At 44.0% G+C, this 24,908-nt stretch carries 27 protein-coding genes; 8 read left to right on the top strand and 19 right to left on the bottom strand.

Annotated features, from left to right (window positions below):
* Positions 1–65 precede the first annotated feature (65 nt).
* Complete coding sequence (locus NQS30_RS17290; RefSeq protein WP_069006969.1) at positions 66–728, top strand: GntR family transcriptional regulator; 663 nt, start codon at positions 66–68, stop codon at positions 726–728.
* Positions 729–805: 77 nt separating this feature from the next.
* Here the strand turns inward: NQS30_RS17290 and NQS30_RS17285 are convergent, their stop codons facing one another.
* From NQS30_RS17285 to NQS30_RS17275, 3 genes are all read right to left on the bottom strand, one after another.
* Positions 806–1,315, bottom strand: a complete 510-nt coding sequence (locus NQS30_RS17285) for a DinB family protein (RefSeq protein WP_012118912.1) — start codon at positions 1,313–1,315, stop codon at positions 806–808.
* Positions 1,316–1,365: 50 nt separating this feature from the next.
* Positions 1,366–2,583 carry an MFS transporter gene (locus NQS30_RS17280; protein WP_218791436.1) on the bottom strand — a complete coding sequence of 406 codons (1,218 nt, stop codon included), beginning with the start codon at positions 2,581–2,583 and terminating at the stop codon, positions 1,366–1,368.
* A gap of 171 nt (positions 2,584–2,754) precedes the next feature.
* On the bottom strand, positions 2,755–3,633 hold the full coding sequence (locus NQS30_RS17275) for a LysR family transcriptional regulator (RefSeq protein ID WP_015240968.1): 879 nt from the start codon (positions 3,631–3,633) through the stop codon (positions 2,755–2,757).
* Positions 3,634–3,759: 126 nt separating this feature from the next.
* Here NQS30_RS17275 and NQS30_RS17270 point away from each other — a divergent pair, with 126 nt between their 5' ends.
* Positions 3,760–4,338, top strand: coding sequence for a LysE family translocator (locus NQS30_RS17270; RefSeq protein ID WP_012118916.1), 579 nt, complete (start codon positions 3,760–3,762; stop codon positions 4,336–4,338).
* Between the two features lie 18 nt (positions 4,339–4,356).
* Here NQS30_RS17270 and NQS30_RS17265 read toward each other — a convergent pair whose 3' ends face one another.
* The 7 genes from NQS30_RS17265 to NQS30_RS17235 form a co-directional block, all read right to left on the bottom strand.
* Entirely contained in the window at positions 4,357–5,559 is a 1,203-nt protein-coding gene (locus tag NQS30_RS17265; protein WP_015240970.1) for an MFS transporter, read from the bottom strand.
* Positions 5,560–6,450: a LysR family transcriptional regulator gene (locus NQS30_RS17260; RefSeq protein ID WP_015240971.1), complete on the bottom strand. Its 891-nt coding sequence runs from the start codon at positions 6,448–6,450 to the stop codon at positions 5,560–5,562.
* A gap of 157 nt (positions 6,451–6,607) precedes the next feature.
* Complete coding sequence (locus NQS30_RS17255; RefSeq protein WP_015240972.1) at positions 6,608–6,976, bottom strand: DUF1304 domain-containing protein; 369 nt, start codon at positions 6,974–6,976, stop codon at positions 6,608–6,610.
* Between the two features lie 30 nt (positions 6,977–7,006).
* A complete protein-coding gene (locus NQS30_RS17250) occupies positions 7,007–7,645 on the bottom strand; it encodes a nitroreductase family protein (protein WP_004393039.1) in 639 nt (212 codons plus the stop codon).
* Between the two features lie 13 nt (positions 7,646–7,658).
* The gene (locus tag NQS30_RS17245; RefSeq protein ID WP_169510223.1) at positions 7,659–8,120 is read right to left on the bottom strand and encodes a MarR family winged helix-turn-helix transcriptional regulator; all 462 of its coding nucleotides are present in this window, start codon (positions 8,118–8,120) and stop codon (positions 7,659–7,661) included.
* Between the two features lie 111 nt (positions 8,121–8,231).
* Positions 8,232–9,110, bottom strand: a complete 879-nt coding sequence (locus NQS30_RS17240; protein ID WP_012118921.1) for a YitT family protein — start codon at positions 9,108–9,110, stop codon at positions 8,232–8,234.
* A 182-nt stretch (positions 9,111–9,292) separates the two neighbouring features.
* Positions 9,293–9,745 (bottom strand): MarR family winged helix-turn-helix transcriptional regulator, encoded by a 453-nt coding sequence (locus tag NQS30_RS17235; RefSeq protein ID WP_007615031.1) that lies wholly within the window; start codon positions 9,743–9,745, stop codon positions 9,293–9,295.
* Between the two features lie 119 nt (positions 9,746–9,864).
* Between NQS30_RS17235 and NQS30_RS17230 the strand changes: the two genes are divergently transcribed.
* Both NQS30_RS17230 and NQS30_RS17225 read left to right on the top strand, forming a co-directional pair.
* Positions 9,865–10,296 (top strand): GNAT family N-acetyltransferase, encoded by a 432-nt coding sequence (locus NQS30_RS17230; protein WP_015240973.1) that lies wholly within the window; start codon positions 9,865–9,867, stop codon positions 10,294–10,296.
* Between the two features lie 351 nt (positions 10,297–10,647).
* Positions 10,648–11,514: a DUF1259 domain-containing protein gene (locus NQS30_RS17225; RefSeq protein ID WP_012118923.1), complete on the top strand. Its 867-nt coding sequence runs from the start codon at positions 10,648–10,650 to the stop codon at positions 11,512–11,514.
* A 171-nt stretch (positions 11,515–11,685) separates the two neighbouring features.
* Here the strand turns inward: NQS30_RS17225 and NQS30_RS17220 are convergent, their stop codons facing one another.
* Positions 11,686–12,087 (bottom strand): carboxymuconolactone decarboxylase family protein, encoded by a 402-nt coding sequence (locus NQS30_RS17220; RefSeq protein ID WP_007409882.1) that lies wholly within the window; start codon positions 12,085–12,087, stop codon positions 11,686–11,688.
* A gap of 104 nt (positions 12,088–12,191) precedes the next feature.
* Entirely contained in the window at positions 12,192–13,100 is a 909-nt protein-coding gene (locus NQS30_RS17215; protein ID WP_025285581.1) for a LysR family transcriptional regulator, read from the bottom strand.
* A 118-nt stretch (positions 13,101–13,218) separates the two neighbouring features.
* Here NQS30_RS17215 and NQS30_RS17210 point away from each other — a divergent pair, with 118 nt between their 5' ends.
* Entirely contained in the window at positions 13,219–14,004 is a 786-nt protein-coding gene (locus tag NQS30_RS17210; protein ID WP_015240976.1) for a 3-hydroxybutyrate dehydrogenase, read from the top strand.
* Positions 14,005–14,305: 301 nt separating this feature from the next.
* Here the strand turns inward: NQS30_RS17210 and NQS30_RS17205 are convergent, their stop codons facing one another.
* On the bottom strand, positions 14,306–15,754 hold the full coding sequence (locus NQS30_RS17205; protein WP_160242477.1) for an aminotransferase-like domain-containing protein: 1,449 nt from the start codon (positions 15,752–15,754) through the stop codon (positions 14,306–14,308).
* A gap of 128 nt (positions 15,755–15,882) precedes the next feature.
* Between NQS30_RS17205 and NQS30_RS17200 the strand changes: the two genes are divergently transcribed.
* Both NQS30_RS17200 and NQS30_RS17195 read left to right on the top strand, forming a co-directional pair.
* On the top strand, positions 15,883–16,794 hold the full coding sequence (locus NQS30_RS17200; protein ID WP_218791437.1) for a DMT family transporter: 912 nt from the start codon (positions 15,883–15,885) through the stop codon (positions 16,792–16,794).
* 148 nt (positions 16,795–16,942) lie between these two features.
* Positions 16,943–19,012 carry a thioredoxin domain-containing protein gene (locus tag NQS30_RS17195; RefSeq protein ID WP_218791438.1) on the top strand — a complete coding sequence of 690 codons (2,070 nt, stop codon included), beginning with the start codon at positions 16,943–16,945 and terminating at the stop codon, positions 19,010–19,012.
* Here NQS30_RS17195 and NQS30_RS17190 read toward each other — a convergent pair.
* Positions 19,009–19,905: a CPBP family intramembrane glutamic endopeptidase gene (locus NQS30_RS17190; RefSeq protein WP_218791439.1), complete on the bottom strand. Its 897-nt coding sequence runs from the start codon at positions 19,903–19,905 to the stop codon at positions 19,009–19,011. The two genes, NQS30_RS17195 and NQS30_RS17190, sit on opposite strands and share 4 nt — an antisense overlap.
* A gap of 214 nt (positions 19,906–20,119) precedes the next feature.
* On the opposite strand from NQS30_RS17190, the gene NQS30_RS17185 reads away from it, so the two are divergent.
* The gene (locus tag NQS30_RS17185) at positions 20,120–21,451 is read left to right on the top strand and encodes an MFS transporter (protein ID WP_085341661.1); all 1,332 of its coding nucleotides are present in this window, start codon (positions 20,120–20,122) and stop codon (positions 21,449–21,451) included.
* A 32-nt stretch (positions 21,452–21,483) separates the two neighbouring features.
* On the opposite strand, the gene NQS30_RS17180 is transcribed toward NQS30_RS17185, so the two are convergent.
* The 5 genes from NQS30_RS17180 to NQS30_RS17160 all read right to left on the bottom strand — a co-directional run bounded on the left by NQS30_RS17180 (position 21,484) and on the right by NQS30_RS17160 (position 24,813).
* The gene (locus tag NQS30_RS17180; RefSeq protein WP_015418645.1) at positions 21,484–21,864 is read right to left on the bottom strand and encodes a VOC family protein; all 381 of its coding nucleotides are present in this window, start codon (positions 21,862–21,864) and stop codon (positions 21,484–21,486) included.
* Between the two features lie 51 nt (positions 21,865–21,915).
* Positions 21,916–22,860, bottom strand: a complete 945-nt coding sequence (locus NQS30_RS17175; RefSeq protein WP_007409892.1) for a LacI family DNA-binding transcriptional regulator — start codon at positions 22,858–22,860, stop codon at positions 21,916–21,918.
* A gap of 62 nt (positions 22,861–22,922) precedes the next feature.
* Positions 22,923–23,681, bottom strand: a complete 759-nt coding sequence (xth, locus tag NQS30_RS17170) for an exodeoxyribonuclease III (protein WP_167340973.1) — start codon at positions 23,679–23,681, stop codon at positions 22,923–22,925.
* Positions 23,678–24,235, bottom strand: coding sequence for a methylated-DNA--[protein]-cysteine S-methyltransferase (locus NQS30_RS17165; RefSeq protein ID WP_032870836.1), 558 nt, complete (start codon positions 24,233–24,235; stop codon positions 23,678–23,680). Before NQS30_RS17165 ends, xth begins: the two co-directional genes overlap by 4 nt.
* Positions 24,232–24,813 carry a bifunctional transcriptional activator/DNA repair enzyme AdaA gene (locus tag NQS30_RS17160; protein ID WP_020958118.1) on the bottom strand — a complete coding sequence of 194 codons (582 nt, stop codon included), beginning with the start codon at positions 24,811–24,813 and terminating at the stop codon, positions 24,232–24,234. The genes NQS30_RS17165 and NQS30_RS17160 overlap by 4 nt, the downstream gene beginning before the upstream one ends.
* Positions 24,814–24,908: the final 95 nt, after the last annotated feature.

Genomic DNA, 24,908 nt, shown 5'->3' with positions numbered 1-24,908 from the left:
TTCTAACCAGCGCCCGGACTGTGGTAAAATGCAAATATGTATACTACGATTCATGAGGTGTTCCATTGGATAATCAAAACAAAGAACCTGTGCTGAAAAGAACCATCATGCGGGACGAAGTGTATCGCACACTCAGAAACTGGATCATAACGGGCAAGCTCAAACCGGAAACAAAGTTAAAGGACAAGGATTTGTCGGAAACATTGGGAATCAGCCGCACCCCGATACGGGAAGCCTTATTGCGGCTGGAAGATGACGGCTTGGTGATAACAAAAGCGAACAGATGGACGCTTGTCGCTCCGATTGAGTTAAAAGAAGCGGAAAACTTGTATTCCATCGTCTGGACGCTTGAAAAACTGGCATTGCAGCAAGCTCTCCCGCATGTGGACGATGCCGTGATTCAGGAATTGAAACAGCTGAATGAAAATCTTCTTCAAACAATGAAAGACGGCGATAAACTGGCCATCCTGGAAGCGGACAATGCATTTCACCATCGCATCATTCTGCTTGCGGACAACGCCGAACTTCACAAATTGCTAGTAAGCCTGAAAGTCAAAATTCAGAGAATGGAAATCCGCTATTTCAGTGAAAACGGCGCTTTAAACAGATCATATAATGAACACTCTGATATCATTCACGCATTAGAACAGCAAGATGCCGCCGCTGCTTTTACAGCGCTTGAAGCGAATTGGAAAAAAAGTTTAGAACGGCTGCAGAACATGGCATAGCAAACGAAACAGCCAAATCACTCATATGATTTGGCTGTTTTACGGATATCACAAGACAGCCGCGTTGGCTGTCTTGTTTACTTTTTGTTTATATATAAATACATACCGTAATCCGTCGGCACAGAAGCATACCCCATCTGTCTGAGCATGGCTGTTATATTCCCGCGATGATACGTTCCGTGGTTCACAACATGGAGGATCATATCGGCCGCTGCGGTTTTCATGATGTCACCTGACGGATGCTCTATTTCAAGGGGGAGACTGATATTTTCTTCCTTTTGCAAAAATAATTGATATCGGTCTGATAATTCCAAAAACATATCTTCCAGCTCTTCTATCTCTTTAGACAAGATGTCCTCTTTTTGCTGTTCAGCTGATTTCAGCGTATCCTCCAGACGCTCTCCGGAGAACACATCAAACCACCCCTTATCCGACAGATACACATGAGTCAATACACCGGCTATCGACGGAAAGACACTTTGAATCTCCTTACGGTACACATCCTCCGGAAGCTCTTTAAGCCGGGTGAATATTTGCTGATTTGCCCAAAGATGATAATCATACAATTGCAGTGCCAGATGTCCCACATTACCCTCTCCTCTCTCGATATAGAACGTACGTTCCTCATTATACTACACTACATGCGGCTTTGTACCATCTTCTTCATTCGCAGCTGAGAAAATCCGATAAAAGCCGAAATTAATAAGAGGAGGCCTGCGCCAATATAAATAAACCGCACGCCGAATACATCCGAGATGACCCCCGTTCCGATAATGGAAAACATAAAAATAAACTGAACTAAAGCTGATCTCGCCGCTAATATATTGACCCGTGTCTTTTCGGTCGTGATGTTTTGAAGCAATGTTTCCTGCGTGAGATCTCGTAATACACAAGCCGGCCCCATACACAGCACCAGAAAAAGGGCCGTAACGGCGCTTGTGATCAACCCATAAATAAACGTGAACATTCCATATGCCAAGGCTCCCGTCAGCATAAGCGGAATGAGATGATGCTGAAACTTACCGGATAACTTATAGATGATCAGTCCGCCGATCATCGTCCCTGCATAATAGACTCCGTTGACATACCCCCACCAAGCCTCTCCTTTATGAAGGACGTCATGCACATAAGTCAAGGACACAGACCCGATCCATATCATGCCTGCCCACGATTCGATCACATCCATCACAATGAGAACCCTCAGCTGCTTTTGCCGAAATAAATACACCCAGCCGCTTGCCGCATCTGCAAAAAGGGAACGTTCCCTGACTGCTGCCGGCGCACACATGCGTACTTGAAGAAACAGAATGATGCCCAAAACCGAAGAAACCAATAACATGACAGTAACGATCATTGTATCGCTCTCTCCCAAGAACGCTATGATGACGCCGCCCAGAGACCACCCCGCAAACTGAACGGTCTGATCCGCCGCAGATAATAAACCGTTCGCTTTCGCCCTTCGATCGGGAGGAATGATTTCCCCAACCAGCGCGCTTTTAATCGGAGCAAACCATCCGTTGCAAAAAGAAATGCCTCCGATCAGACAAAACATCAGAAAAAAGAATGCGGATGAACCGGTTTGGATGACAAAAAACAAACAGACTAACAGTGTGATCTGTATCAATTGAGAACTGATTAACAAAGACCGAAGCGTGAACCGGCCGGTGACCAGCGGCAAAACGGCGCTGCCCAATACGCGACATACAATGCTGACGAACGTCATAAGAGAGGCCATCGCCGTCGAACCGGTTTTTGTAAACAAAAACAAGATGACGGCCATCGTATAAAGTGAGAACCCCAAGTTGATAGCGGTCTGGCTGTATAAAATAGTGTAATATGCCCTTTTCATATTCATCTTCTCACTCCCTGATTATGTAAATCATACCATATTTGCTGATCAGCTCTCTTTTTTTAAAAAAAGGTAGGTATGGAGTCAAAGCTGGCTGACATCGAAAATGTCATTAAGATTCCGGACAAAAACAAAAGCCGATGCGCGCAGGCATCGGCTTTCAAATTAACCTAAACATTATTTATCACCAAACGACTCAAGAACAAGCGACACAAAAGCTTCAGCGGCTGGAAGCTGCCATTTTTTCTTTTTGACCAGCATATGAGAATAAAGCCGCTCGAACGGCTCAGACTGCTGAAGAATTTTCAGCTTCCCCGCTTTTACCTCTTCTTTTACCGTAATATAAGGTAAAACGGAGAAACCGAGTCCGCTCATCACCGTCTGCTTAATGGCTTCTATACTCCACAATTCCATTGTTTGTAAATGACTGATATCATGCTTGACGAGAAATCGTTCAAACATAGTCCGATAGCTGCATCCTTCTTCATTTGTAATAAAAAAATGCTTGCCGCTTTGTTGATAGTCGTCAAAATGTTCCGGTGCGTCACTGCCCGCCACGAGGACGATGCGTTCCTCCAATAAAGAATGATGTATGCACTTTTCCATTTGTATCTCCGGATACACCATAAATGCAATATCCACACGGCCGCTTACTAATTCCACCTGATTCTGCCCGCATGTTCCGTTGCTCAATATGATATTGACGTTCGGATACTTCATGGAATATTCTCTGATAATCGGCCCCAGTCTGGAAATGGTCAAAGACTCCGGCGCCGCAATTTTTAAAACGCCCTTCACCTCGTGAATGCTTTGCATATTTTTGATCTTGTCATGGGCGGAAAGTAAATCCTCGGCTAACGGTATCAGCTCTCTCCCTAAAGGCGTCAGTTTCAGACGCCTTTTTTCGTACGTAAATAATGCGCCGCCGATCTCCTGTTCAAGCGCCTGAATATGAGTCGTAATCGTCGACTGCGTGTATCCCAGCTTCGCCGCGGCCCCTGTATAGCTTCCCTTATCTACAATGGCCTGAAATGTAATAAGATGTCTGATCTCCATATGAATTCACCTCTAAGATGTATCGAAAAAATCAATAATGCGATTTTATTTTTCAATTTTATTTATAACTATTCTTATCATACAATAAAAAACGGTTCCATCACATTAGCAAATGAAGGTGATTTAATGAGTATCATAGCTTTTCTTTCTTATGTCCTGATGACATCTATTACGCCCGGGCCGAGCAATATTTTAATGATGAATGAAGCGCGCAGAGCCGGCTTTATCGGTTCATGGCGTTTTAACGGCGGAATCCTGACGGGATTTGCAGTGCTCGGCATTCTCAGCGGTCTGTTCACAATGAGTGTTTATCATTGGATTCCCGTCGTGGAACCTTACTTTAAAATTGCCGGAGCCGTCTATTTGCTCTATTTGGCTTGGCAGATTTCGCTGCCCAAAACATCAAAAGGCGATTCTGAAAAAACCCGATCGTCTTTTCTATCGGGATTTCTGTTTCAGATGATCAATATAAAGAGTATTTTATTCTTTTTAACCTTAATGAGCGCCTTTATATTGCCATTTCAGCACACGTATCCATTGATTGCGTTCTGGCTCGCGTCGGCTATTCTCCTGGGCTGGGCGGCTTTACTGCTGTGGTCGGCGTTCGGCTCTGTTTTTAAACATCTCTTTGAGAAACACGATAAAGCGTTTCGCATCGTGATGTGTCTGCTGCTCATCTATTCTGCGGTAAGCATTTATCTGTAATTCAAAAAAGATAAACGCCTATTGGTGTTTATCTTTTTTTCGTTTCGTCAATAATCCCAGCCAGACTGAAACGGCTGCTGAAACGGCAGAAAGCGCCGTGATCATGACGGCAATGCCGCCCCAGCCGAATTGGTGATAGAAAGCGCCGCTTGCAGTCCCCCCGATGCTCCCTCCCACATAATAGGAAAACAAATATAAGGCCGCGGCCTGTGCCTTATCGCGTACGGCCAGTTCGCCAACCCAGCTGCTGGAGATCGAATGGCCCGCAAAAAAGCCGAATGTGAAAATCGCAACTCCTAAAATCATGATCCCTATATCAGCAGATAAAGTAATGCAGACACCAATCATGACAATCACCAATGAGAATGGCAGGATTTTTCTTTTGCCGTATTTGTCTGCTAACATGCCCATCCACGTTGAACTGAACGTTCCGACAAGGTATACGAGAAAAATAAACCCGACTGCCGTTTGGCTTAGTGAATAAGGCGGCTTCATCAATTGAAAACCGATATAGTTATATAAAGATACAAAGCCGGCTTCCAATAAAAAACCGATGATCAAAAGGCAGCCGAAACCGGGCGTCCTGTATTGACGGTAAAATGAGGTAAAAATGTCGTTTCTTTTATATGTCCGGGGCGTAAAATGAGAAGAGGCAGGAAGGATCGTCCAGAAGATAATACTTGCCAGCAAACTGATGAGGCCGATCGTCAGCAAAGCCGTATGCCAGCTGAAGGAATCCGTCAGAAAGCCGCTGATGATGCGTCCCGTCATGCCGCCAATCGAATTTCCGCTGATATAAAGCCCCATTGCCATTCCCAAGCTGTCCGGCTCAATTTCTTCAGCTAAATAAGCCATTGCCGCCGCGGGAAGCCCCGCTAATGCGGCTCCCTGCAGCGCCCTGCAAACGACGAGCAGCTGAAAGTCCGAAACAAACCCTGTGAGAACGGCTAGGATGGATGCAGCAAATAATGACACGCCCATTATCTGCTTCCGCCCGTACATTTCTGATAAAAAACCGGCGAATACCAGACTGACGGCTAAAGCAATCGTTGCCGCTGATTGGCTTAAGCTTGAAACCGCCGGTGACAGGTGAAAATCGTTTGCGATATCAGGCAGCAGCGGCTGCGTTCCCCAAAGGATGGCAAACGTGCAAAATCCGCCAGCAAACAAAGCGAAGTTTACCTTTTTGAATTGAAGTGTGCCGCGGCGAATGTAAGTCATTTATCTTCCCCCTTTGCTGTTAAGCCGGGTTTGAATAAACGCTATAAAATTCTCCGCTGCCGGCGATAAATAGCCGTCTTTCCTCCAAGCCAAACCAATCTCTCTTTTACAGATCGGATTGGTGACACTGAGAAGTTTGACCTTTGTTTTATCAAAAACGTGCAAGTCAGGGATAAGAGACACCCCCAGTTTAGCGCCGACTAACCCGGAAGCTGTCACAATATCTTCTCCCTCAAATACGACATCCGGTGAAAATCCCGCTTTTTCACACAACTCTTTAATCATGCCGTGAAGAACATTTGTATCTTTAAAAGAGATAAACGGTTCATGCTCCGCCATTTTCAAATCAATTTCATCATATGAGGCGAGCGGATGTTCAGCAGAAACGGCTAAATATAACTCTTCTGTTAAAAGCGGCTGGCAGATCACCTCATCGTTTTCATCACGAAGCGAAGTCAATGCGATGTCCACTTCTCTTGAGGTTAATTGCTCGATAATCTGCTGATTTGATGCTTGGGTCAACTGAAAATTGACATGAGGATACATGTGTTGAAACGAGCTGATCACATCCGGAACCATACTCATGCCAAGCGACGGCAAAAAAGACAATAAAATTGTGCCGCTGTTGGGATGTATTTCATTCCACACTTCCTGCTTACCGATTTCAATTTGTCTGATAGATTGTTCCACACGATGCAAAAACATTTTCCCGTACCGATTCAAATAAATATTCCTGCCTTTGCGATCAAAAAGCTGAACGCCCAGCTCGTCTTCAAGCTTTGAAATCGAACGGCTGAGAGCGGGCTGAGATATGGACAGCTGTTTTGCTGCCTGTGTAATATGCTGCACTTGTGCCACTGTCTGAAAATAATTAATCTGATGCCAATCCATTGATTGCCTCCGCTGATTTGTTATTTTCACTTATCATACGTTACCCGATCTATAACTTCTAATTGTTAGTTTGCATGAAACTGATGCATATAAGGAATGATTTTCAAAACAGAATAAAAAAAGAGGGCTTCCTTTCCGGAAGCCCTCTTTCCGTCTGCTACGCCAATAAAAGAAAAATAAGCGCTAAAACAGCCGGAAGTCCTTGTTTTACGATAATTGATTTGTTTGAAGTAAAGCCTCCGAAAATGGCCGCGATGACCACGCAGATGACGAAAAACATTTGAATCATATGGCCAATCGGATCAGCTCCGAGGATCAGCCCCCAAATGAGGCCGGCAGCCAGAAATCCATTATACAGACCCTGATTTGCAAACATGACCGCTACATTCCGATCACCTTCTAAATGCTTCGGCAATTTGAAGGACCGCTTAGCTGCCTTCGAATTGATAAAAAACATTTCAAGTATCATGATAAATACATGTTCTAAAGCTACAATTCCGACGAAAACAGCTGCAATAATCTCCACTGTCCCTCTCCCCTCAGCTTCACTTCAACCTTATTTCCATTGTGCGATTGTTTCGATAGGAAGACGGTAGGAAGCATATCCTTCGTCTGCCGCTTTTCCGATTGATAACAGCATGACCGGTACATAACGCTCTTTATCCATTCCGAAAACCTCGGCAATCTTTTCTTTATCGTAGCCGCCGATCGGGTTTGTGTCATAGCCGTGCGCGCGTGCCGTAAGCATCAGCTGCATGGAAACGAGTCCTCCGTCAATCAGAATCGTTTCACGGTTCACTTGCTCCGGAAGTTTTTCAAAATGCGCCGTCAACGCAGCGATTTGTCTGTCTTTTACTTCCTGCGGCATGTAGCCCAGTTCGACCGCTTTTGAATAAATTTCTTCTAAATAGTCATCACTGTTCATATCTGCGAAAACCGCGATCACCGCAGATGATGTGCTGACTTGTGTTTGGTTGAAGCTTGCAAGCGGCGCGAGTTTTTCTTTTCCTTCAGGGCTGTCAATGACGAGAAAACGCCACGGCTGCGCGTTGACTGAAGACGGCGCTGTCGTTGCTTCTTCCAGGATTTGAGTCATTTCTTCTTTGCTGATTTTAACAGCCGGATCATAATTCCGAATGGAACGGCGCCCTTTCATAATGTCCATAAAGTCGTTTGTTTTCAGTTCTGTTTTCATGTGTAAAACACTCCTATGCTTTCATATTTTCTATATTATTCTGCATCTGCGACAATACGTTTTTTAACATACTGCGTTCTTCCTCGCTGACACCGGCAAGCATTTCCTTTATGAAACGCTCCTTCTCCTTTTTGGAAGCCTCGATTCTCTCCCGCCCCTGTTCAGTAAGCCGGACAAGTATAATTCGGTTGTCCTCGGGCTTCCGCCTTCTTGTGACCATTTCTTTGGCTTCAAGCTGTTTCAAGTGTCTTGTCACGGCTGCGCCATCAATATTCACCTTTTTCTGAAGATCGCTTTGGCTGATCTCATCGACGTAAAAAAGCACGGCGAGAAGCTCAAGGCGGGATTGGCTGATTCCGGTGCACGCTTCAAACTTCGTGCCGATCACTTTATGCAGTGATTGGAGCTGATATAAAATCTCGCCTTCTTCTGAACAACATGCTGTCAAAACCCATCCCCACTTTCTTTTGCGCAATTAATTGACTAGTCAATGTTTGATATATCAATAATATACAGCCGTCATTCTATTTTTGCAAGTTTTTTCTCCTTTATTAAAAAAAGCTGCCGATTAACGGCAGCTCGCTTCTTAATGATTATGGACTTTTCTGAAATTACTGCCTTTTACTTCTGCGACATCATATACCGTCACAAAGGCTTGTTTATCAATGTCATTAATAATTTCTTTCAGTTTGGTTTCTTCCAAACGGTTGATGACACATGTGATTTCTTGGAATTTTTCATGAGAAAAACCGCCGTATGCTTCTTTATAAGTAGCGCTCCGGCCCAATTCTTCACGAATGGTCTCTACCATTAATGCAGGCTCATTGGTGATAATCTGAAATGTTTTAGAACCGCTTAAGCCTTCCTCAACCACATGAATCACCTTAGATGCAATGTAGTAAGCAATGACGGAAAGCAATGCGCCTTGCAGCCCAAATACAAAAGAAACAAAAATAAACACAAACATGTTTAAAAATAAAATGAGGTCGCTCGTGCCAAACGGCAATTTCCGTGACAGAAGCACAGCCAGCATATCAATTCCATCTAATGCGCCGCCGTTGCGCAATGCCAATCCCATTCCAAAGCCGAGAATAATCCCGCCGACAACGGTGATTAACAGGGTGTCTCCCTCGATGATAGCCGGTGTGTGGTGGAAAAAACTCGTGCCCGCGGCAAGTGAGACAATACCGATAATTGATAGAAACGCAAAACCTTTCCCGATTTGCTTATATCCTAACCAGACAAACGGTATATTGATCACCGCAATTAAGATCCCAAGAGGCAAATGAAACAGCTGTGAACCGACAATGCTGAGTCCGGTTACACCGCCGTCAGATACACTATTCGGAATCAATACGGTTTCCAGTCCATACGCGGCAATAATTCCGCCGATGATGACCATGATGGCCCGTACGATTGATTTCACTCTGAATTTCTTACGTCTTTGTTTTTCGATTGTACTCATATCATTCCCCGCTTCAATTATTTTTTCTTATTTAAATATACCATAATTGATACTTTTCGTTAAAAATAAGCCTATCGGCTAGTTGAAGCAGGAACCGAGGAAGGAGATTTCACAGATAACGTATCCATTTATGACTTTAATCATTCACAACGCAATCATTCACTAAAAGGAACTAATGACCATTAATAATCTCTTTTATTCCCCTTCTTCACATATTCCCAATCATGTTCTATATTTTTTCTCACCCGCTGAAGAAGGCTGAAAATGGTTTCTTTTTCCTCAGATGTAAAGCCGGACAGGGCTACCTCCGCAGAATGCTCTCCTTCTCTTTGCAATAACGGATAAACCTTTCTCCCTTTTTCAGTCGGAAACAGCTTTTTTATTTTTTTATTTTGATCATCAGGACGCTTTTCAATAAACCCCTGTATTTCCAGTTTTTTGATTGCCCTCGCCGCTGTTGTTCGGTCGACTTTAATCATTTCCGCCACTTTTTCCTGTATCACTCCCGGGTTTTCACATATCCGCACAAGGTAGAGATACTGCCCTTTTGTTAAGTCTAATTCTTTAAATTCAATATTGCTGATGGAATCCAGTGCCCGTGCGATCATGCCGATTTCCCGCAAAATATCAGTCATATCTTTTCAAACCCCTCATTTTTTGTTGCATTTACAATATAATTATTTTATCGTTACTTCTATAAGACCACAAGCAAGCCGTGCAGTCCAGACTAACATGTGAAAAGGATTGGTTGATTATGAAGATAAAAAGAATAACAACGGAAATTGATTTGCAAGCAGCGCTTGAGATTAGAAAAGCAGTATTCATTGAGGAACAGCAAGTACCTGAATCCGATGAATTTGATCAGTTCGATACGCTTGGGGATCAGTGCGGGCATGTCTTGGTTTATCATGAAAATCAGCCTGCCGGCACAGGACGCGTCCGCATTGTAAACCATACAGGCAAGCTCGAACGAATCTGCATCCTGAAGCCTTATCGCAAATACGGGTTGGGCAAAGTCATCATAAGCGAATTAGAAAACATGGTAAAAGAAAAAGGCATCACCCAATGTAAACTGCATGGACAAACACATGCGGAAGGCTTTTATCACAAACTGGGCTATCAGACAGATTCACCGGAATTTATGGAAGACGGCATCCCGCATGTCTTGATGACAAAAGAGCTGTGAGCTGTCACTGAATGAGCAGCCAAACGGCTGTATGAATTATTTACCGAAAGCCTTGTATAAAGGCTTTTTTTCTTAGCCTGAAACTCAAATTAAAAGGTATGTGTGCGCAGCCGGTGCTTGTCACAAATGGCCGCCACAAAAAAATCAAAGCTGGAATAAAACTACCAATTTAAGCTTTTAATCTATTAAAAATTAACAGTTAAAGAGATTGTAAAAAGGGAAGAAAATCTCAAATTATACAAGAAAGACTGATTCTCTCTAATATGGACTGCTGACGCGTTACATTTTTTCTATCTTCACATATCTTTAATACTAAGTACGTTATAAATAGATTCCAGGAGGAGATATGAAGTGGAAGAAACGAGTATGGAGCCATCACGGCTCTGCAAAGAATTTGCTAGAATTCTCAATTCAACGCCCAGTGTCGTAAATGGCGTATGTACGGCGACAAGATTTCGAAGCAACATTCATCCGGTGGTACTCGGAAGAAGAGCCGAGGCATTTCCTTTTATTCCTCAGGCCTTTTCATTTGAAAGCATGGACCGGGAAGGCAGAGCTTTATGTTTAGGTGAGACTGTTTTACTGCAAGAAGAAGTGAACCCGTTAATGAGTGAGCTGCGCAAATTCGGTATCATCGTAACTGCCGTTCATAACCATTGGCTGTTTGATAAACCACGTCTGATGTTTATGCATTTTGAATCAATTGATAAACCTCTCAATTTTGCAAGAAAAGTGAGAGAGGCCCTGAGAGTTCTAACTACTAAAACTGTGCGTGCGGTACCAAAAACTGACGGGGAAATGATTGAACGGCATGGTCTTTGTGACGAGTTCAACGATATTCTAGGCGGAACCATGCATACGTTTGAAAATGGAATTTGTACAGTAATGAGATCACGAACGAATATAAAACCTGTAGTACTTGGACGGCCCGGAAGATCATTCTTGCTCATTCCGCAAATGTTTTCATTTGAATCAATGACAAAAGACGGCCGTGCCCTCTGCAGCGGAGAAACTGTCATTCTGCAAAAAGAAATCAATCCATTTATCAGCGTTCTTCGGAAGCATGATCTGATTGTAACGTCACTTCACAATCACTGGCTGTTTGATAAACCGAGACTGATGTATATTCATTTCGAAGCGATTGATAAACCTGTCAACTTCGCCTTAAAAGTGAGAGATGCTTTAAAAGTGCTTACTGATAAAGAGGTCAAAGCTTAGCATGTTTCGAAGTATCAAAAAGCGATTAATATAATCGCTTTTACATATGATCAACCGAAAAACAAAAAGGAGGTCAGACATTTTAATGTTAAAAAACAGCCTTATAGGCTGTCGTTTTGTGTATATTCTATTGATGAGTTTATACTAATTCCCCCGCATTCCATACATTTCTCAATGGTTTTCTACATGTCGTTGTGCAAACACCTTCTTAGCCACTGAAAGAGCATTAAGTACACGCGGGAAGCCTGTATAAGGAACCAATTGGGTGATACTCTCTACAATCTCAGTCGGTGTTAATCCGGATGTAAGCCCTGTATTGATATGAAGTTCAAGCTGAGGCTCGGTTCCTTGCGTTACTAGGGATGAAATGGTAACAAGCGCACGTTGTTGATTGGTTAATCCCGGCCGTGAATATATATCTCCGTAAGCAAATTCTATCATGTACTTACTTACATCTGGGGCGATATCTTTCAAGTCTTCAGAAATCTTTAAATGCGTAGAGATTTTATCATCGCTTGTTAAAGTGTACTCCATTAATTTGTCTAAACCTTGTTGGTAACGGCTTTGATCCATTTGAATTTCCTCCTGAAAGGTACTTATTTTCTGACATAAGATAATATATCGCAGCCCTCTCTAACCGTAAAATACATAAAAACTATAAAAACCATTCATTTTTTTCATGAGTTATCTTGATTTACGTAATTACTCTTACAAAAAAATGAAATATACCGGATAAATTCGCGTACTGCGTGCGAAACGTATTTTCCTTTTTTTAAAATAATCGCCACTTTCCAAGGAATTGATGGATTAACAATGGAGATTGCCTTAACTAAACTTTGATCAGTCTTTTTTACTATAGACTGAGGGAAAATGGAAATACCTAGTTCTTCTCCAATCATTTCGCTGATAAAATCCCATTGAGAACTTTCATAAACGATATTTGGACGAAAACCGGCTCTAATACACTCTTGAATAATCCGATCGTGAAGAGAAAAGTCTTCACTAAACAGGATGAAAGGTTCATTTTTCAAGTCTTGCATTTCCACAATCTCTTTATGAACAAGCGGGTGAGCGGAATGAACGAAGAGCATCAGTTCTTCATTAAGCAATGGAATGATATCAAACTGCTCTTCGTCCACTGGTTCAATAACCACTCCAAGATCCAGTACCCCATCTTCAACCTCCTGTTTCACCTTGTTACCCCCATGTTCTATCAGCTTGATGTTCACATCAGGATACAATTGTTTAAATCCTCTAATGATTTTAGGAAAAAACAAGACACCGATAAGCGGCGGTATTCCAATTTTCACTTTTCCTTTTTTTAAATGTAAAAGATCGTATAAGTTCGTCGACAAGTCATCTATTGACTTCATAATCATTTGACCTTGTTCAAATACAATTTCGCCCGCATCTGTCAATGCGATCTGTCTAGCGGATCGATCAATGAGCTCAACCTTTAATTCCTCTTCCAAACTTTTCACCATCTTACTTAAGGCAGGCTGTGACAAATGTAAATTTTCTGATGCCTTAGTAAAACTGTTGGATTTAGCAACTTCAAGAAAGTAAGTGATTTGGCGTATATCCATCGTATGACCTCCATTCCATAAGTTTAACGAATACATTACATTCTTTTTATTCATTTTACTTATACAACTGCTGGGTGTAAACTTTTAGGAGACCAAAATGAATCCTGGAGGGGTTACTATGAGTAAATTATTGGAAAGTAAAGTTGCTCTTGTTACAGGCGCGGCGAGTGGAATTGGTTTAGAAATTGCACGTGAATTCGCTAAAGAAGGCGCAAAAGTGGTGATTTCCGATTTGAACGAAAAAGCCGTGCAACATGCAGCTGAGGAACTTACGGAACAAGGATACGAAGTCCTCTCTGCGGTTTGTGATGTAACAAACGAAGAACAAGTAGAAAAAAGTGTCTCTAAGACACTTGAAACCTTTGGACGATTGGATATTCTGGTAAACAATGCGGGGATTCAGCATGTGTCGGATATAGAAAACTTCCCGACTGATAAATTTGAATTTATGCTGAAATTAATGCTTACTGCTCCTTTTAGTGCGACAAAAAGAGTATTCCCTTTGATGAAAAAACAAAAATTTGGCCGCATTATCAATATGGCTTCCATAAATGGTTTAATTGGTTTTGCAGGGAAAGCGGCTTATTGCAGCGCTAAACACGGTTTGATCGGTTTAACTAAAGTATCAGCATTGGAAGGAGCGGAATACGGAATTACCGTCAACGCCTTGTGCCCGGGATATATCGACACTCCATTGGTGCAAAACCAGTTAAAAGATATTGCAGAGACTAGAGGCATTTCTAAAGAAAAGGTGTTTGAAGAAGTCATTTACCCCTTGGTTCCTCAAAAACGTTTGTTAGCCGTGCAAGAAATCGCTGATTACGCAGTATTCCTCGCCAGTGACAAAGCGAAAGGAGTTACAGGACAGGCAGTCGTAATGGACGGCGGTTATACGGCCCAATAATCTGAATTTCATCTGCAGGAGTCATAGCGCTTTGGATTAAATGATTTACTCTTCAAGAACCAAGCCGCTGTTCTTCTAGGAAAGACATAGCCATACAGATTGAAGTTTGAATAAAACAAGGAGGGCAAAGATTAACCTTTTTTTAACATTTTGCATCTTAACTTAAGAAAAGCCGCTTTGTTAGCGGCTTTTTACTGGTTTCCATGAGGGGGAAGAAGCATTTGAAAAAGCGAAACGCGAAAACAAGCCGATTCTTGTCATTGATAGCTTGTCTCTTTCTATTAAAGTAATCATTATATATTTATCTGCTTGCCAATTCCTTAATCATCAAACCCAATTCATAAATTCCCTTTTGAAGGTCTTCAAGAGATGCATAAGCATATGATAAGCGAATATAATTCCCTTTTTCTTGAGCATAGATACTGCCGAGATTGAGAAGTATCCCTTTTGTCAAAGCTTTTGTATAAAGTAATTTCATAGATAGTGAAGGCAATATTTTTACCCAGACAAAGAATCCTCCCTTCGGCATATTCCATATAGCGACATTCTTCAAATTGGTTTCTAAGAGACTCATGACCAATTGCCTTCTCACCTTTAATTGACTTCTCACCTGTTCTAGATGTTGCTGGTATTCACCGGATGTAAACCACTCTGCCGCTACTCTCTGAGATAACGAACTGGAGCCGTAATCTGTTTGCATTTTTATGTCGGATAAACGTTCAATCACTGGTTCCGGACCGACGATCCATCCAATCCTCAAACCCGGACTTAACGTTTTCGATAAACTGCCTATGTAAAGCACATGCCCATTTTTATCTATTGTTTTAATAGGATCTGGAGGAATCTCATCTATCCATAACTCACGATAAATGTCATCTTCAATAATGGGAAGCTGTGCATTCTCACTTGCGGCAAGGATTTCTTCTCGTCTCTTTTTTGACATTAAAATACCTGTCGGATTATGAAAACAAGGATTTGTATATAAGATAGCCCTCCCCCGCTCCCCCCTTGCCACGTGGATATGTTCCGGCAAAAGCCCATCGTTATCCATAGGAACTCCAGTCAGCTTCATACCGGCTGATTGAAATACGTGTAATGAATAAAGATAGGACGGCTGGTCAAGATAAACGGTCGATCCCCTTTGTAAAAGCCCCATTGATATAAGCTGCAAGGCTTGCAGTGCGCCCGAAACAATAAGAATGGAAGAAGGAGACGCTTGAATGCCGATTGTTCTTAAATAGCCGCTTAATGCCTCTCTCAAAGGCAAATATCCTTTTGGTTCCTCATACCCGAATGCCTCTATGTTTTGAGATACCTTTCCCATGATCTCTTTCATAACAGCTAAAGGAAAAATCTCATGTGAAAGTTCTCCTTTACTGAGCTGTATAAGATCAGAATTTGATTCTGATTTATTGATCTCTTGAACGATTTTTTGGCTGGGCTGCTGGATTCCGGAGGTTACATACTGATCCCAATCGGGAGCGGAATTCTTAGCCAAAAGTGTCCATGTATTGTTCGTAACAACTGTCCCTTTGCCCATTCTGCCTTCGATTAATCCATCCGCCGTCAATTCCTCTAAGGCTGTAATGACTGTGCTCCTGTTCACCTCAAAGTGTTTAGCAAGCGTGCGCTGGCTTGGAATCTTACTTCCAATCGGCCATTCTCCATTTCCTATTTTCTCTTTTATAAATTGAATGATTTGTATGTACTTAGGAAGCTTTTTCATCTTTTTTTCTTCTGGAGCGCTCATAAAAAGGATCCTCCTTAAAGTGGTTGGATCAAAATCTATTTAACTGGTTGAAGTCATATCATCAAATCTTTATTAATATAGAAACACATTAAATAACTGGTTGGTTTTTGTAAAGAGGAGTGAGAAAGATGAGAAAGAAAACAGTTCGAATCGGTATATCTTACAGTCTGATGATTGGGTTGTGGGCATCAGCTTTCCCGGGAATTCGAGCGGGTTTGGAGAGTTACACGCCGGAACACCTCGCTTTGTTTCGCTTGTTGATTGGGTCAATGGCACTGTTGGTTTTTGCTGTTTTGACTCATATGCGTTTACCTGACATGAAGGATATCCCTGCTATTTTATCGTTAGGATTTTTAGGTTTTGCACTATATCACATTTTGCTGAATATCGGAGAAAAAACAGTCAGCGCAGGGGTAGCAAGCTTACTCGTGACCATGACACCTATTTTTTCTGCAATGTTATCTCGTCTGTTTTTTGGTGAACATTTTGGGCTTTATAAATGGATTGGCTCTATCATAAGTTTATTGGGTGTGTCGATCATTTCATTTGGGGCAGGAAACTATACAAATTCAGTGAACGGCATTTTGTTAATCCTGCTGGCAGCTTTTTCGGAGAGTATTTATTTCGTTTTTCAAGCTCGCTATATAAAAAAATATGGATTTATTCCATTCGTTACATTCACTATTTGGGGCGGGACAATACCTATGCTTGTATTTCTGCCTGGCTTAGGGGAAGAGTTTTTGAACGCTTCAATGAACTCAACTTTGTCTATCGTTTATTTAGGTTTATTACCAACGGTTGTGCCTTACTTTGCACTTGCGTATGTAACTTCGCTTGTCGGTGCTTCAGAAGCAACCATTTCACTTTATTTAACACCAGCCGTAGCCTTGGTCATTTCTTGGGTGTGGTTAGGTGAAGTACCTGCGTTTATTGCACTGACAGGCGGGATGGTTACAGTCGCCGGAGTGTGTTTCACCTATCTAACAGTAAATAAAACGATAAAGATTTTAAATCCTTATTTCTTATCTAAAAAGCAATAAGGTGGATGAAGTTTAACCCTGAAAATAGAGTCATAGCAGTTCTCCTTTTTAATGACTTGGGTATGGTTCACAAAGTTGAGTGTATGAATTTTTTTAGAGGATTGTGGTATGTTAAACATACAAATATTAATAGAAAGCAGGTGAGCCCATGCCAAACAATAGCAAACCCAACAGTTTAATCACGGAGAAGTCCCCCTATCTGCTCCAACACGCCCACAACCCCGTAAACTGGCATCCTTGGGGAAAAGAAGCCTTCGAAAAAGCAAAACGCGAAAACAAGCCGGTTCTTGTCAGCATCGGCTATTCGACGTGTCACTGGTGCCACGTAATGGCCCACGAGTCCTTTGAGGACGAAGAGATCGCCGGTATGTTAAACGATAAATTCATAGCCATCAAGGTTGATCGTGAGGAGCGGCCTGATGTGGATTCCGTGTATATGAGAATCTGCCAGCTGATGACGGGGCAGGGCGGGTGGCCGCTGAACGTGTTCGTCACCCCAGATCAGAAGCCGTTTTATGCGGGGACATATTTTCCGAAGACGAGCAAATTTAACCGTCCGGGCTTTATCGATGTGCTTGAACATCTGTCCGAAACGTTTGCGAATGACCGGCAGCATGTCGAGGATATCGCCGAAAACGCCGCCGCTCATCTTGAAGTCAAGGTTCACCCGGCCGAGGGCATGCTTGGCGAACAGGCTGTTCATGACACGTATCGCCAGCTGGCCGGCGGGTTTGATACAGTGTACGGCGGATTCGGCCAGGCTCCGAAATTTCCGATGCCGCATATGCTCATGTTTCTGCTTCGCTACTACAGCTATACGGGCAAGGAACAGGCTTTGGCCGGCGTAACCAAGACACTCGACGGCATGGCGAACGGCGGAATTTTTGACCACATTGGGTACGGCTTTGCCCGCTACTCGACTGATAATGAATGGCTCGTGCCGCATTTTGAGAAAATGCTGTATGACAACGCCCTTCTCCTGACCGCATATACAGAAGCCTACCAAGTCACGGGTAATGAGCGCTACAAACAGATTGCGATGCAGATCGTAATGTTTATTCAGCGGGAAATGACGCATGAAGACGGCAGCTTTTTCTCAGCTTTAGACGCTGATACCGAAGGCCGTGAGGGGAAATATTACATATGGTCCAAAAAAGAAATCATGAACCTTCTCGGTGATGAACTCGGCCCGCTTTACTGCAAGGTGTATAACATCACAGATCAAGGCAATTTTGAAGGCGAAAACATCCCGCACCTCATTTTCACGCGGCGTGAGGCCATCCTCGAAGAGACCGGCCTCACCGGACATGAACTGGCCGGACGCCTTGAAGAGGCAAGAATAAAATTGCTGGAGGCCCGTGAAAACAGAAGCTATCCGCATACAGATGACAAAGTGCTGACCTCATGGAACGCGCTCATGATTGCCGGGCTGGCAAAAGCCGCAAAGGTATTTCACGCGCCTGCCTTTCTCAGCATGGCGGAAACAGCGATCCGCTTTCTCGAACGGCACCTCATGCCGGACGGGCGCGTCATGGTCCGCTATCGCGAGGGCGAAGTGAAAAACAAAGGGTTTATCGATGATTATGCTTTTCTCATCTGGGCTTATCTTGAACTGTATGAAGCGGGTTTTAATCCGTCTTATCTGCAGAAAGCGAAAACGTTATGTACAAGCATGCTGGAGCTGTTCTGGGATGAACGGCACGGAGGCTTCTTCTTTACGGGGAATGATGCTGAGACCCTTCTTGTCAGGGAAAAAGAGGTTTATGACGGGGCCGTGCCTTCCGGAAACAGTGCGGCTGCCGTACAGCTGCTTCGTCTCGGCCGCCTGACGGGTGATATATCACTGATTGAAAAAGCCGAAGCGATGTTTTCTGTGTTCAAACGGGAAATAGAGGCCTATCCGAGCAGCAACGCTTTCTTCATGCAAAGCGTACTGGCACATACAATGCCCCAAAAAGAAATCGTTGTTTTCGGAAGGAAAGATGACCCGGACAGAAAACGTTTCATTGAGGCGCTTCAGGAGCATTTCACTCCCGCCTATACGATTCTCGCCGCAGAACATCCGGAAGAGCTTGCCGGCATTTCTGACTTTGCCGCGGGTTATCAAATGATCGACGGGAAGACAACGGTCTACATTTGTGAGAATTTCGCCTGCCGGAGGCCGACGACGGATATTGATGAAGCGATGAACACCTTACAAATCAGCAGCAGAGCCTAGGCGGCCTGCTGCTTTTCTTTTTTCACAAAACGGAACGCGAGCCATACGAAGATGATATTGATCACCAGCGTCGATATGCAATCATATATTTCATAGCCGCCGGCTGCTGTTGTAAATATCGACGGAATGCCGCCGTACACCGAATGATCCTCTGTGAGAAAGATAAATAAAAACATATTATTGGCAGCGTGACCGCCAAGGGACATCTCCAGACTGCCCGTTTTAATCGTGATAAAGGTCCAGATCATGCCGATGGTGACATATCCGATTCCCGCCCAGAGAGCCCCATTATCCATCTCCGGATTCCCGAAATGAAGTGCGCCGAATAATCCGCCGATAATGACTGTCAGAACCACCGCATTTGCCGTCAATTTTCCGGCGAACTGAAGCAGAAAACCGCGAAAGAGAAATTCCTCCGCAGAGGTTTGAATCGGCACCAACAAGACGGCCGCCGCTAACAGCAGCAGAAAACGTGAAGCATGGAATTCCTGAAGCATGAAACGATCCGGATGAATTGTAAAATCAATCAGCCCCGCGACAAACATCAGCACAACATATGTGCCGAATCCAAAGAAAATCCTCTTCCAGTTCAGCGACTGATTCGGTGTGATGATGGATAAAAACCGCCGTTTCATAATGAAACGAACCGCTATCCAAATGCCCGGAATCGCTATGAAATAGACGATATGCTGTAAATAAATATCCGCCAGCGGGTCACTTAATGCCCCCTCATCCCAATTTATCGTCAGTGAAGGATTGAAAGCGGACGTGAGAAACATATAAAACACGGTCAGTATGCTTCCGAAAAAGAACAAACCCACTATGACCAACAGACAAAGAAGATATCTCGATACGCTATTTCTTCCCTCTGCGGGCCGTACAAACGTATTCATATTTATGCATCAACTTCCTTCCCTTCAACATTTTACAATATAAACAAAAACAGATATAGGAAATGTTATATATTTTAAGAAGAAAGCGCTATGCCGTTTCCTTTGGCTCTGGTTATTTACACTCTGTTTTTGCCAAAAAAAGACCTTTATAATGTATTCGTCAGATAAATTTACAGTATTTTCTGATTACAATTGCAAAGTCAGGGGGTTTTTTATGAAACATCAGACATTCTCAAATGTAGCGAACCGATTAGACCGTCTCCCCATTTCGCGTGTGCACTATCAAGTATTAACCGCTCTCGGAATCATCTATTTTTTCGATCTCGCTGATCTGTTTACGCTCAGCAACGTGGCTCCGGCGCTGATTGAGCATTGGGGCGTGAAGCTGTCCACCATTGCCGACATCACGGCCGCATCATTCCTGGGCATGTTTTTAGGCGCCTCCCTCGGCGGAAGACTGTCCGATCGGATCGGCAGGAAAAAAGCGCTGAATTGTTTTGTCCTTGTCTTTTCGATCTCATCTTTTCTGAATGCGCTGGCATGGGACATTCCGTCCTTAATGATTTTCCGCTTCTTGACCGGGCTCGGCGTCGCAGCCGCCATGATTGTGACGAACAGCTATTTGGCGGAATTTTTTCCATCCTCCGTACGGGGAAAATACATCTCCCTTTGCGCCATGATCGGGCTAATCGGCGTTCCCGTTACAAACGTTGTTTCCGCTTTTGTCATTCCTTTAGGCTCATGGGGGTGGCGGCTCGTATTCGTATGGGGGGCGGTCGGTCTCATTTATTTCTTTTTTATCCGCCGGCTTGAGGAATCGCCGCGCTGGCACGAAAATCGGGGCGCATATGATCAGGCAAACGCCATTATGAACCGTCTTGAAGCACGTGCAGAGAAAGAAAAAGGCCCGCTTCCTGCGCCAAAAGAGGCGGCAGAAGTACATACAGTGAAGCACGCAGGCTACTTAGGGCTGTTTCAGGGCAGGAATTTAAAGATCACCATCATCCTGTCAGCGGTATGGATTCTTGAAACCTTTGGCTTTTACGGCTTTGCTTCATGGGTGCCCAGCCTGCTGAAAAGCAACGGCATCACCATGGAAAAAACGCTGTGGTACAATGTGCTTCACTCTGTCGGCGCGCCGCTTGGCGCATTGCTCGGTTCCATGATATCCGAGACGTTCCAAAGGAAATGGATTCTGGCCGCAAGCGCCTTTCTGACTGCCATTGCCGGACTGTTATACGGCATGACGTTTATTCCCGTCATGATTATTGTGTTTGGATTTGTCGTTAACGTCACGGAACGGATCTTCACCTCAAATCTATACGCCTACACATCGGAACCGTATCCTACGGAATATCGCTCGGCCGGGAGCGGGCTGGCGTATGGGCTCGGCCGTTTTTCCAACATATTCGGCTCCCTGCTCGTCGGGTTTATTGCCGTTAAGCTCGGCTACATCAGCGTCTTTTTGTTCATCGGCGGCTGCTGGCTTCTGTGTTCCGTTTTGTTAATCCTCTTCGGCCCGAAAACAAATGCACAGCAAATTTAATCAAAAAAACAGTGCGGAATCACTCCGCACTGTTACACTGTGATTTCTATCAAATTGCCTTCCCCATCCTCTATCACGCTCTCATAATATCCGTCACCCGTCACGCGCGGGCCGCTTACAACCTGAAATCCATCATTTTTAAACGTTTCCGTCAATTCATTCACCCGCTCCTTGCTGCCTGTAGAAAATGCGAGATGCGCCCATCCGGTCATATTCTGTGACGGAACTTCATCAATGCCGCCTTTTTTCATAAGTTCCAGCCTGCATCCGGAGTCAAATGAAAGAAAATACGATTTGAAATCTTTTTTCTCATTATGATAAAGGTCATTGGCCTTGGCGCCGAAGTATGTCTCATAAAACTCTTTCATCCGTTCCAAATCTTTCACCCATATCGCTGCATGTTCAATTCGCATATGTCCGCCTCCCTTTTTTTCTCAATCTATTTATAAAGCATGAAACCCATTTCAGCTCAAGACTTTTTTCCGCTGAAATTGATGCATAATTTGTTTTTTAGCTGTTTCTTCGTGAAAAAATAATAAAAATGCTTCCTTTCCGACCCGTTCCAAATGAAGTTCCAGGGATGGAATATTCAATGCCCGGCTGACGCTCAGATTTCCCTCGCCGATGATCTCCGCGTCCCATTTCTGTTCTTTCGCAAACTGGTACAAGCCGGCAGCCACGTCATCACTGTGCGCATAGATGGCCGTCGGCGCCTTGTCGAAACCCCAGAAGTGCTCACCCGCACGCTTTCCGTCGTCCATATCATGGCATCCGACCAGAATGCGGGTTTCATCAAGAGAGCCGAAGACCGCCTTATATGCGGTTACCTTGTCGGCCGTACTCGGGCTTTTTTCCGCTTCCCGCACACATGTAAAAGCAACGTCTTGATGCCCGCGGTTTTTCAAATACAAAAAGCTTTCTCTGTATGCTGCCTGCCTGTCATTATAAGCGCAGGGAATCTCTTGATGCTGTGTATATTCACAAGCGACAATGGGACCGTATTCCAGGTAAGGCACGGCGGTCTCCCATTCATTCGCGCGGGACGTGACAATCAGTCCGTCAATCTTTTTCATTTTCAGCAGTTCGAAATATGTCATCTCTATAGCGGGGTCATAGTTGGTGGGGAGAAGGGTTGTCACGTAATCATGGGCAAACGCTTCCTTCGTGATACCGTTTACAATTTTGTCAAAGCAGGGATGGTCGCTGTACGGCAAAATCACGCCGATTGTATTGGTCTTTCCGCGAATCAGATCAATGGCGGTTCGATTAGGGGTATAATCCAGCTCCTTCATCACTTGATTCACAAGACGCCTTTTCTCCTCAGATACGTACGGGTGTCGGTTTAATACGCGTGATACGGTGGCCACCGACACATTCGCCAGTTTCGCAATCTCTTTTATATTTGCCATGTGCTCCTCCATTTTCAGTGATAAAAAAGCAGCAAGAGTGGATTTCTCTTACTGCTATCTCATCATAAATCCACTGTCATTTCAACAGGGCAATGGTCAGAACCCATGATATCGGCACAAATGGCCGCTTGGCTGATCCGCTGCTTCAGTCTGTCTGAAACAATGACGTAATCAAGCCGCCAGCCGATGTTTTTCTCACGTGCGTTCGTCCTGTAAGACCACCAGGAATAGGCGCCTTCCCGATCAGGATATAAATAGCGGAATGAGTCGGTAAATCCCGCGTTCAGCAGGGCGCTGAACGCTTCCCGCTCCTGCTCCGAGAAACCGGCGTTCTTCCGGTTGGCTTTCGGATTTTTTAAGTCTATCTCCCTGTGTGCGACATTCAGATCGCCGCATAAGATCACGGGCTTCTTCCGGTCAAGCTTCTGCAGATAATCCTTAAAATCGGCTTCCCATTGAAGACGGTAATCAATTCGCTCTAATCCGCGTTTGGCATTCGGCGTGTAACAGTTGACGACAAACACGTTCTCAAATTCAAGCGTGATCACCCGTCCTTCTTGATCATGATCGCCAATCCCCAGTCCATAGAACACGTGCAGCGGCTTTTCTTTCGAAAAAACAGCCGTGCCTGAGTAGCCTTTTTTCACCGCATAGTTCCAATAGGCGTGATATCCTTCAGGCTGTAATGATACTTGTCCGTCCTGTACTTTTGTTTCTTGCAGACATAGAATATCCGCTGCCGTTTCCTGAACGTAAGTATTGATATCTATTTTTTTCATCACGGCACGCAAGCCGTTTACATTCCAAGAAATCAGTTTCATGTGATCCCTCCTGTCCGGCTCAGCCGGTATTCCAGTGTTTCAATGTTTCCGCCCTCTAATGCCAGCAGCTGCTTTTTCATTTCTAAACCGCCTCTGAATCCGGTCAGTTTCCCGTTTTTTCCGATGACGCGATGGCACGGAACCGTAATCAATACCGGATTTTTTCCAATCGCAGCGCCCACGGCTCTTACGGCTGCCGGTTTCTGAATCATTTTTGCTATATCCGAATAGGAGTATATCTCGCCGTACGGTATGTCCATAAGCGCTTTCCATACAGCAAGCTGAAATTCTGTTCCGTAAAGATCCACCGGCACTGAAAAAGCTGATCTGCCATTTTCAATGTACTCGGACAACTCTGCCGTGTAAGGCGCCAGCTTTTCATCATCACGTGCCAATCGGTATTGCGGCAGTGATTTTTTTGCCCACTGCTCAAGCTCTTCAAAGCTTCCATGATTTGACCCTATAAAGCAAAGCCCCTTAGATGTGGCGGCTGTATACAGGCTCCAATCATTCCGTGTGAAGAGTGTCCAATAGATCATAGGCTCTTTACTCATATTGAACCTCCCTGTCCCATTTTGGCCGTTTTTCTGTATTCTGTGGGCGAACTCCCGGTTCCCTTTTTAAAAAGGGTCGCGAAATGCGCTGTGTTTGGAATTCCGACAGTCAGAGCGATCTCCATGACTGTCATATCAGTATGCTTTAAAAGGTGTTCCGCCTTCGACAATCTTATTTTCTGTATATACGCAATCGGGGATATTCCCCTGATTTTTTTAAATGTCCGCTGTAAATGATAGGGGCTGCCGTGACACATTTCGGCCAGTACACTCAGAGTCAGGGATTCGTGATAATGGCGTTCAATGTATTCAATGATTTGAGCAATCCATTCTTCATCAGGAAGACGAAGACCGTTCGGCCGGCACCTTTTACAGGGACGAAAATGTTTCTCGAGCGCTGCATCAGCCGTATCAAACACCAGCACGTTTTCTTTATTCGGAACTCTCGATTTACAAGAAGGCCGGCAGAAAATCCCCGTCGTTTTTACTGCATAATAAAATGCCCCGTCATAAGAAGCATCATTATGTATGATTGCGCTCCACTTTTCATCAGTCAGGATATTTCTGTCTGTCTCCATCTCAGCCACCCCCTGTTTTTCAGTATAAACAAATTCATTGCATAAGTACGCGTTTTTGAATAGAGGAGCAAGATAACAAAGGTGTAAGAAGCACT

The organism is Bacillus sp. B1(2022) (genome assembly GCF_040259625.1).
Classification (GTDB): Bacteria; Bacillota; Bacilli; order Bacillales; family Bacillaceae; genus Bacillus; species Bacillus velezensis.
The sequence above is the reverse complement of the archived record's forward strand: the minus strand, read 5'-3'. Positions and strand labels throughout refer to the sequence as shown.

Bases quoted from the DNA above. Each gene is read 5' to 3' on its own strand.
- NQS30_RS17265 (WP_015240970.1), bottom strand. From the start codon at position 5,559: ATGACTTACATTCGCCGCGGCACACTTCAATTCAAAAAGGTAAACTTC.
- NQS30_RS17200 (WP_218791437.1), top strand. From the start codon at position 15,883: ATGAGAAAGAAAACAGTTCGAATCGGTATATCTTACAGTCTGATGATT.
- NQS30_RS17235 (WP_007615031.1), bottom strand. From the start codon at position 9,745: ATGACTGATATTTTGCGGGAAATCGGCATGATCGCACGGGCACTGGAT.
- NQS30_RS17260 (WP_015240971.1), bottom strand. From the start codon at position 6,450: ATGGATTGGCATCAGATTAATTATTTTCAGACAGTGGCACAAGTGCAG.
- xth (WP_167340973.1), bottom strand. From the start codon at position 23,681: ATGAAACTGATTTCTTGGAATGTAAACGGCTTGCGTGCCGTGATGAAA.
- NQS30_RS17210 (WP_015240976.1), top strand. From the start codon at position 13,219: ATGAGTAAATTATTGGAAAGTAAAGTTGCTCTTGTTACAGGCGCGGCG.
- NQS30_RS17190 (WP_218791439.1), bottom strand. From the start codon at position 19,905: ATGAATACGTTTGTACGGCCCGCAGAGGGAAGAAATAGCGTATCGAGA.
- NQS30_RS17205 (WP_160242477.1), bottom strand. From the start codon at position 15,754: ATGAGCGCTCCAGAAGAAAAAAAGATGAAAAAGCTTCCTAAGTACATA.
- NQS30_RS17220 (WP_007409882.1), bottom strand. From the start codon at position 12,087: ATGGATCAAAGCCGTTACCAACAAGGTTTAGACAAATTAATGGAGTAC.
- NQS30_RS17280 (WP_218791436.1), bottom strand. From the start codon at position 2,583: ATGAATATGAAAAGGGCATATTACACTATTTTATACAGCCAGACCGCT.
- NQS30_RS17270 (WP_012118916.1), top strand. From the start codon at position 3,760: ATGAGTATCATAGCTTTTCTTTCTTATGTCCTGATGACATCTATTACG.
- NQS30_RS17175 (WP_007409892.1), bottom strand. From the start codon at position 22,860: ATGGCAAATATAAAAGAGATTGCGAAACTGGCGAATGTGTCGGTGGCC.
- NQS30_RS17185 (WP_085341661.1), top strand. From the start codon at position 20,120: ATGAAACATCAGACATTCTCAAATGTAGCGAACCGATTAGACCGTCTC.
- NQS30_RS17195 (WP_218791438.1), top strand. From the start codon at position 16,943: ATGCCAAACAATAGCAAACCCAACAGTTTAATCACGGAGAAGTCCCCC.
- NQS30_RS17250 (WP_004393039.1), bottom strand. From the start codon at position 7,645: ATGAAAACAGAACTGAAAACAAACGACTTTATGGACATTATGAAAGGG.
- NQS30_RS17165 (WP_032870836.1), bottom strand. From the start codon at position 24,235: ATGAGTAAAGAGCCTATGATCTATTGGACACTCTTCACACGGAATGAT.
- NQS30_RS17230 (WP_015240973.1), top strand. From the start codon at position 9,865: ATGAAGATAAAAAGAATAACAACGGAAATTGATTTGCAAGCAGCGCTT.
- NQS30_RS17240 (WP_012118921.1), bottom strand. From the start codon at position 9,110: ATGAGTACAATCGAAAAACAAAGACGTAAGAAATTCAGAGTGAAATCA.
- NQS30_RS17215 (WP_025285581.1), bottom strand. From the start codon at position 13,100: ATGGATATACGCCAAATCACTTACTTTCTTGAAGTTGCTAAATCCAAC.
- NQS30_RS17160 (WP_020958118.1), bottom strand. From the start codon at position 24,813: ATGGAGACAGACAGAAATATCCTGACTGATGAAAAGTGGAGCGCAATC.
- NQS30_RS17180 (WP_015418645.1), bottom strand. From the start codon at position 21,864: ATGCGAATTGAACATGCAGCGATATGGGTGAAAGATTTGGAACGGATG.
- NQS30_RS17275 (WP_015240968.1), bottom strand. From the start codon at position 3,633: ATGGAGATCAGACATCTTATTACATTTCAGGCCATTGTAGATAAGGGA.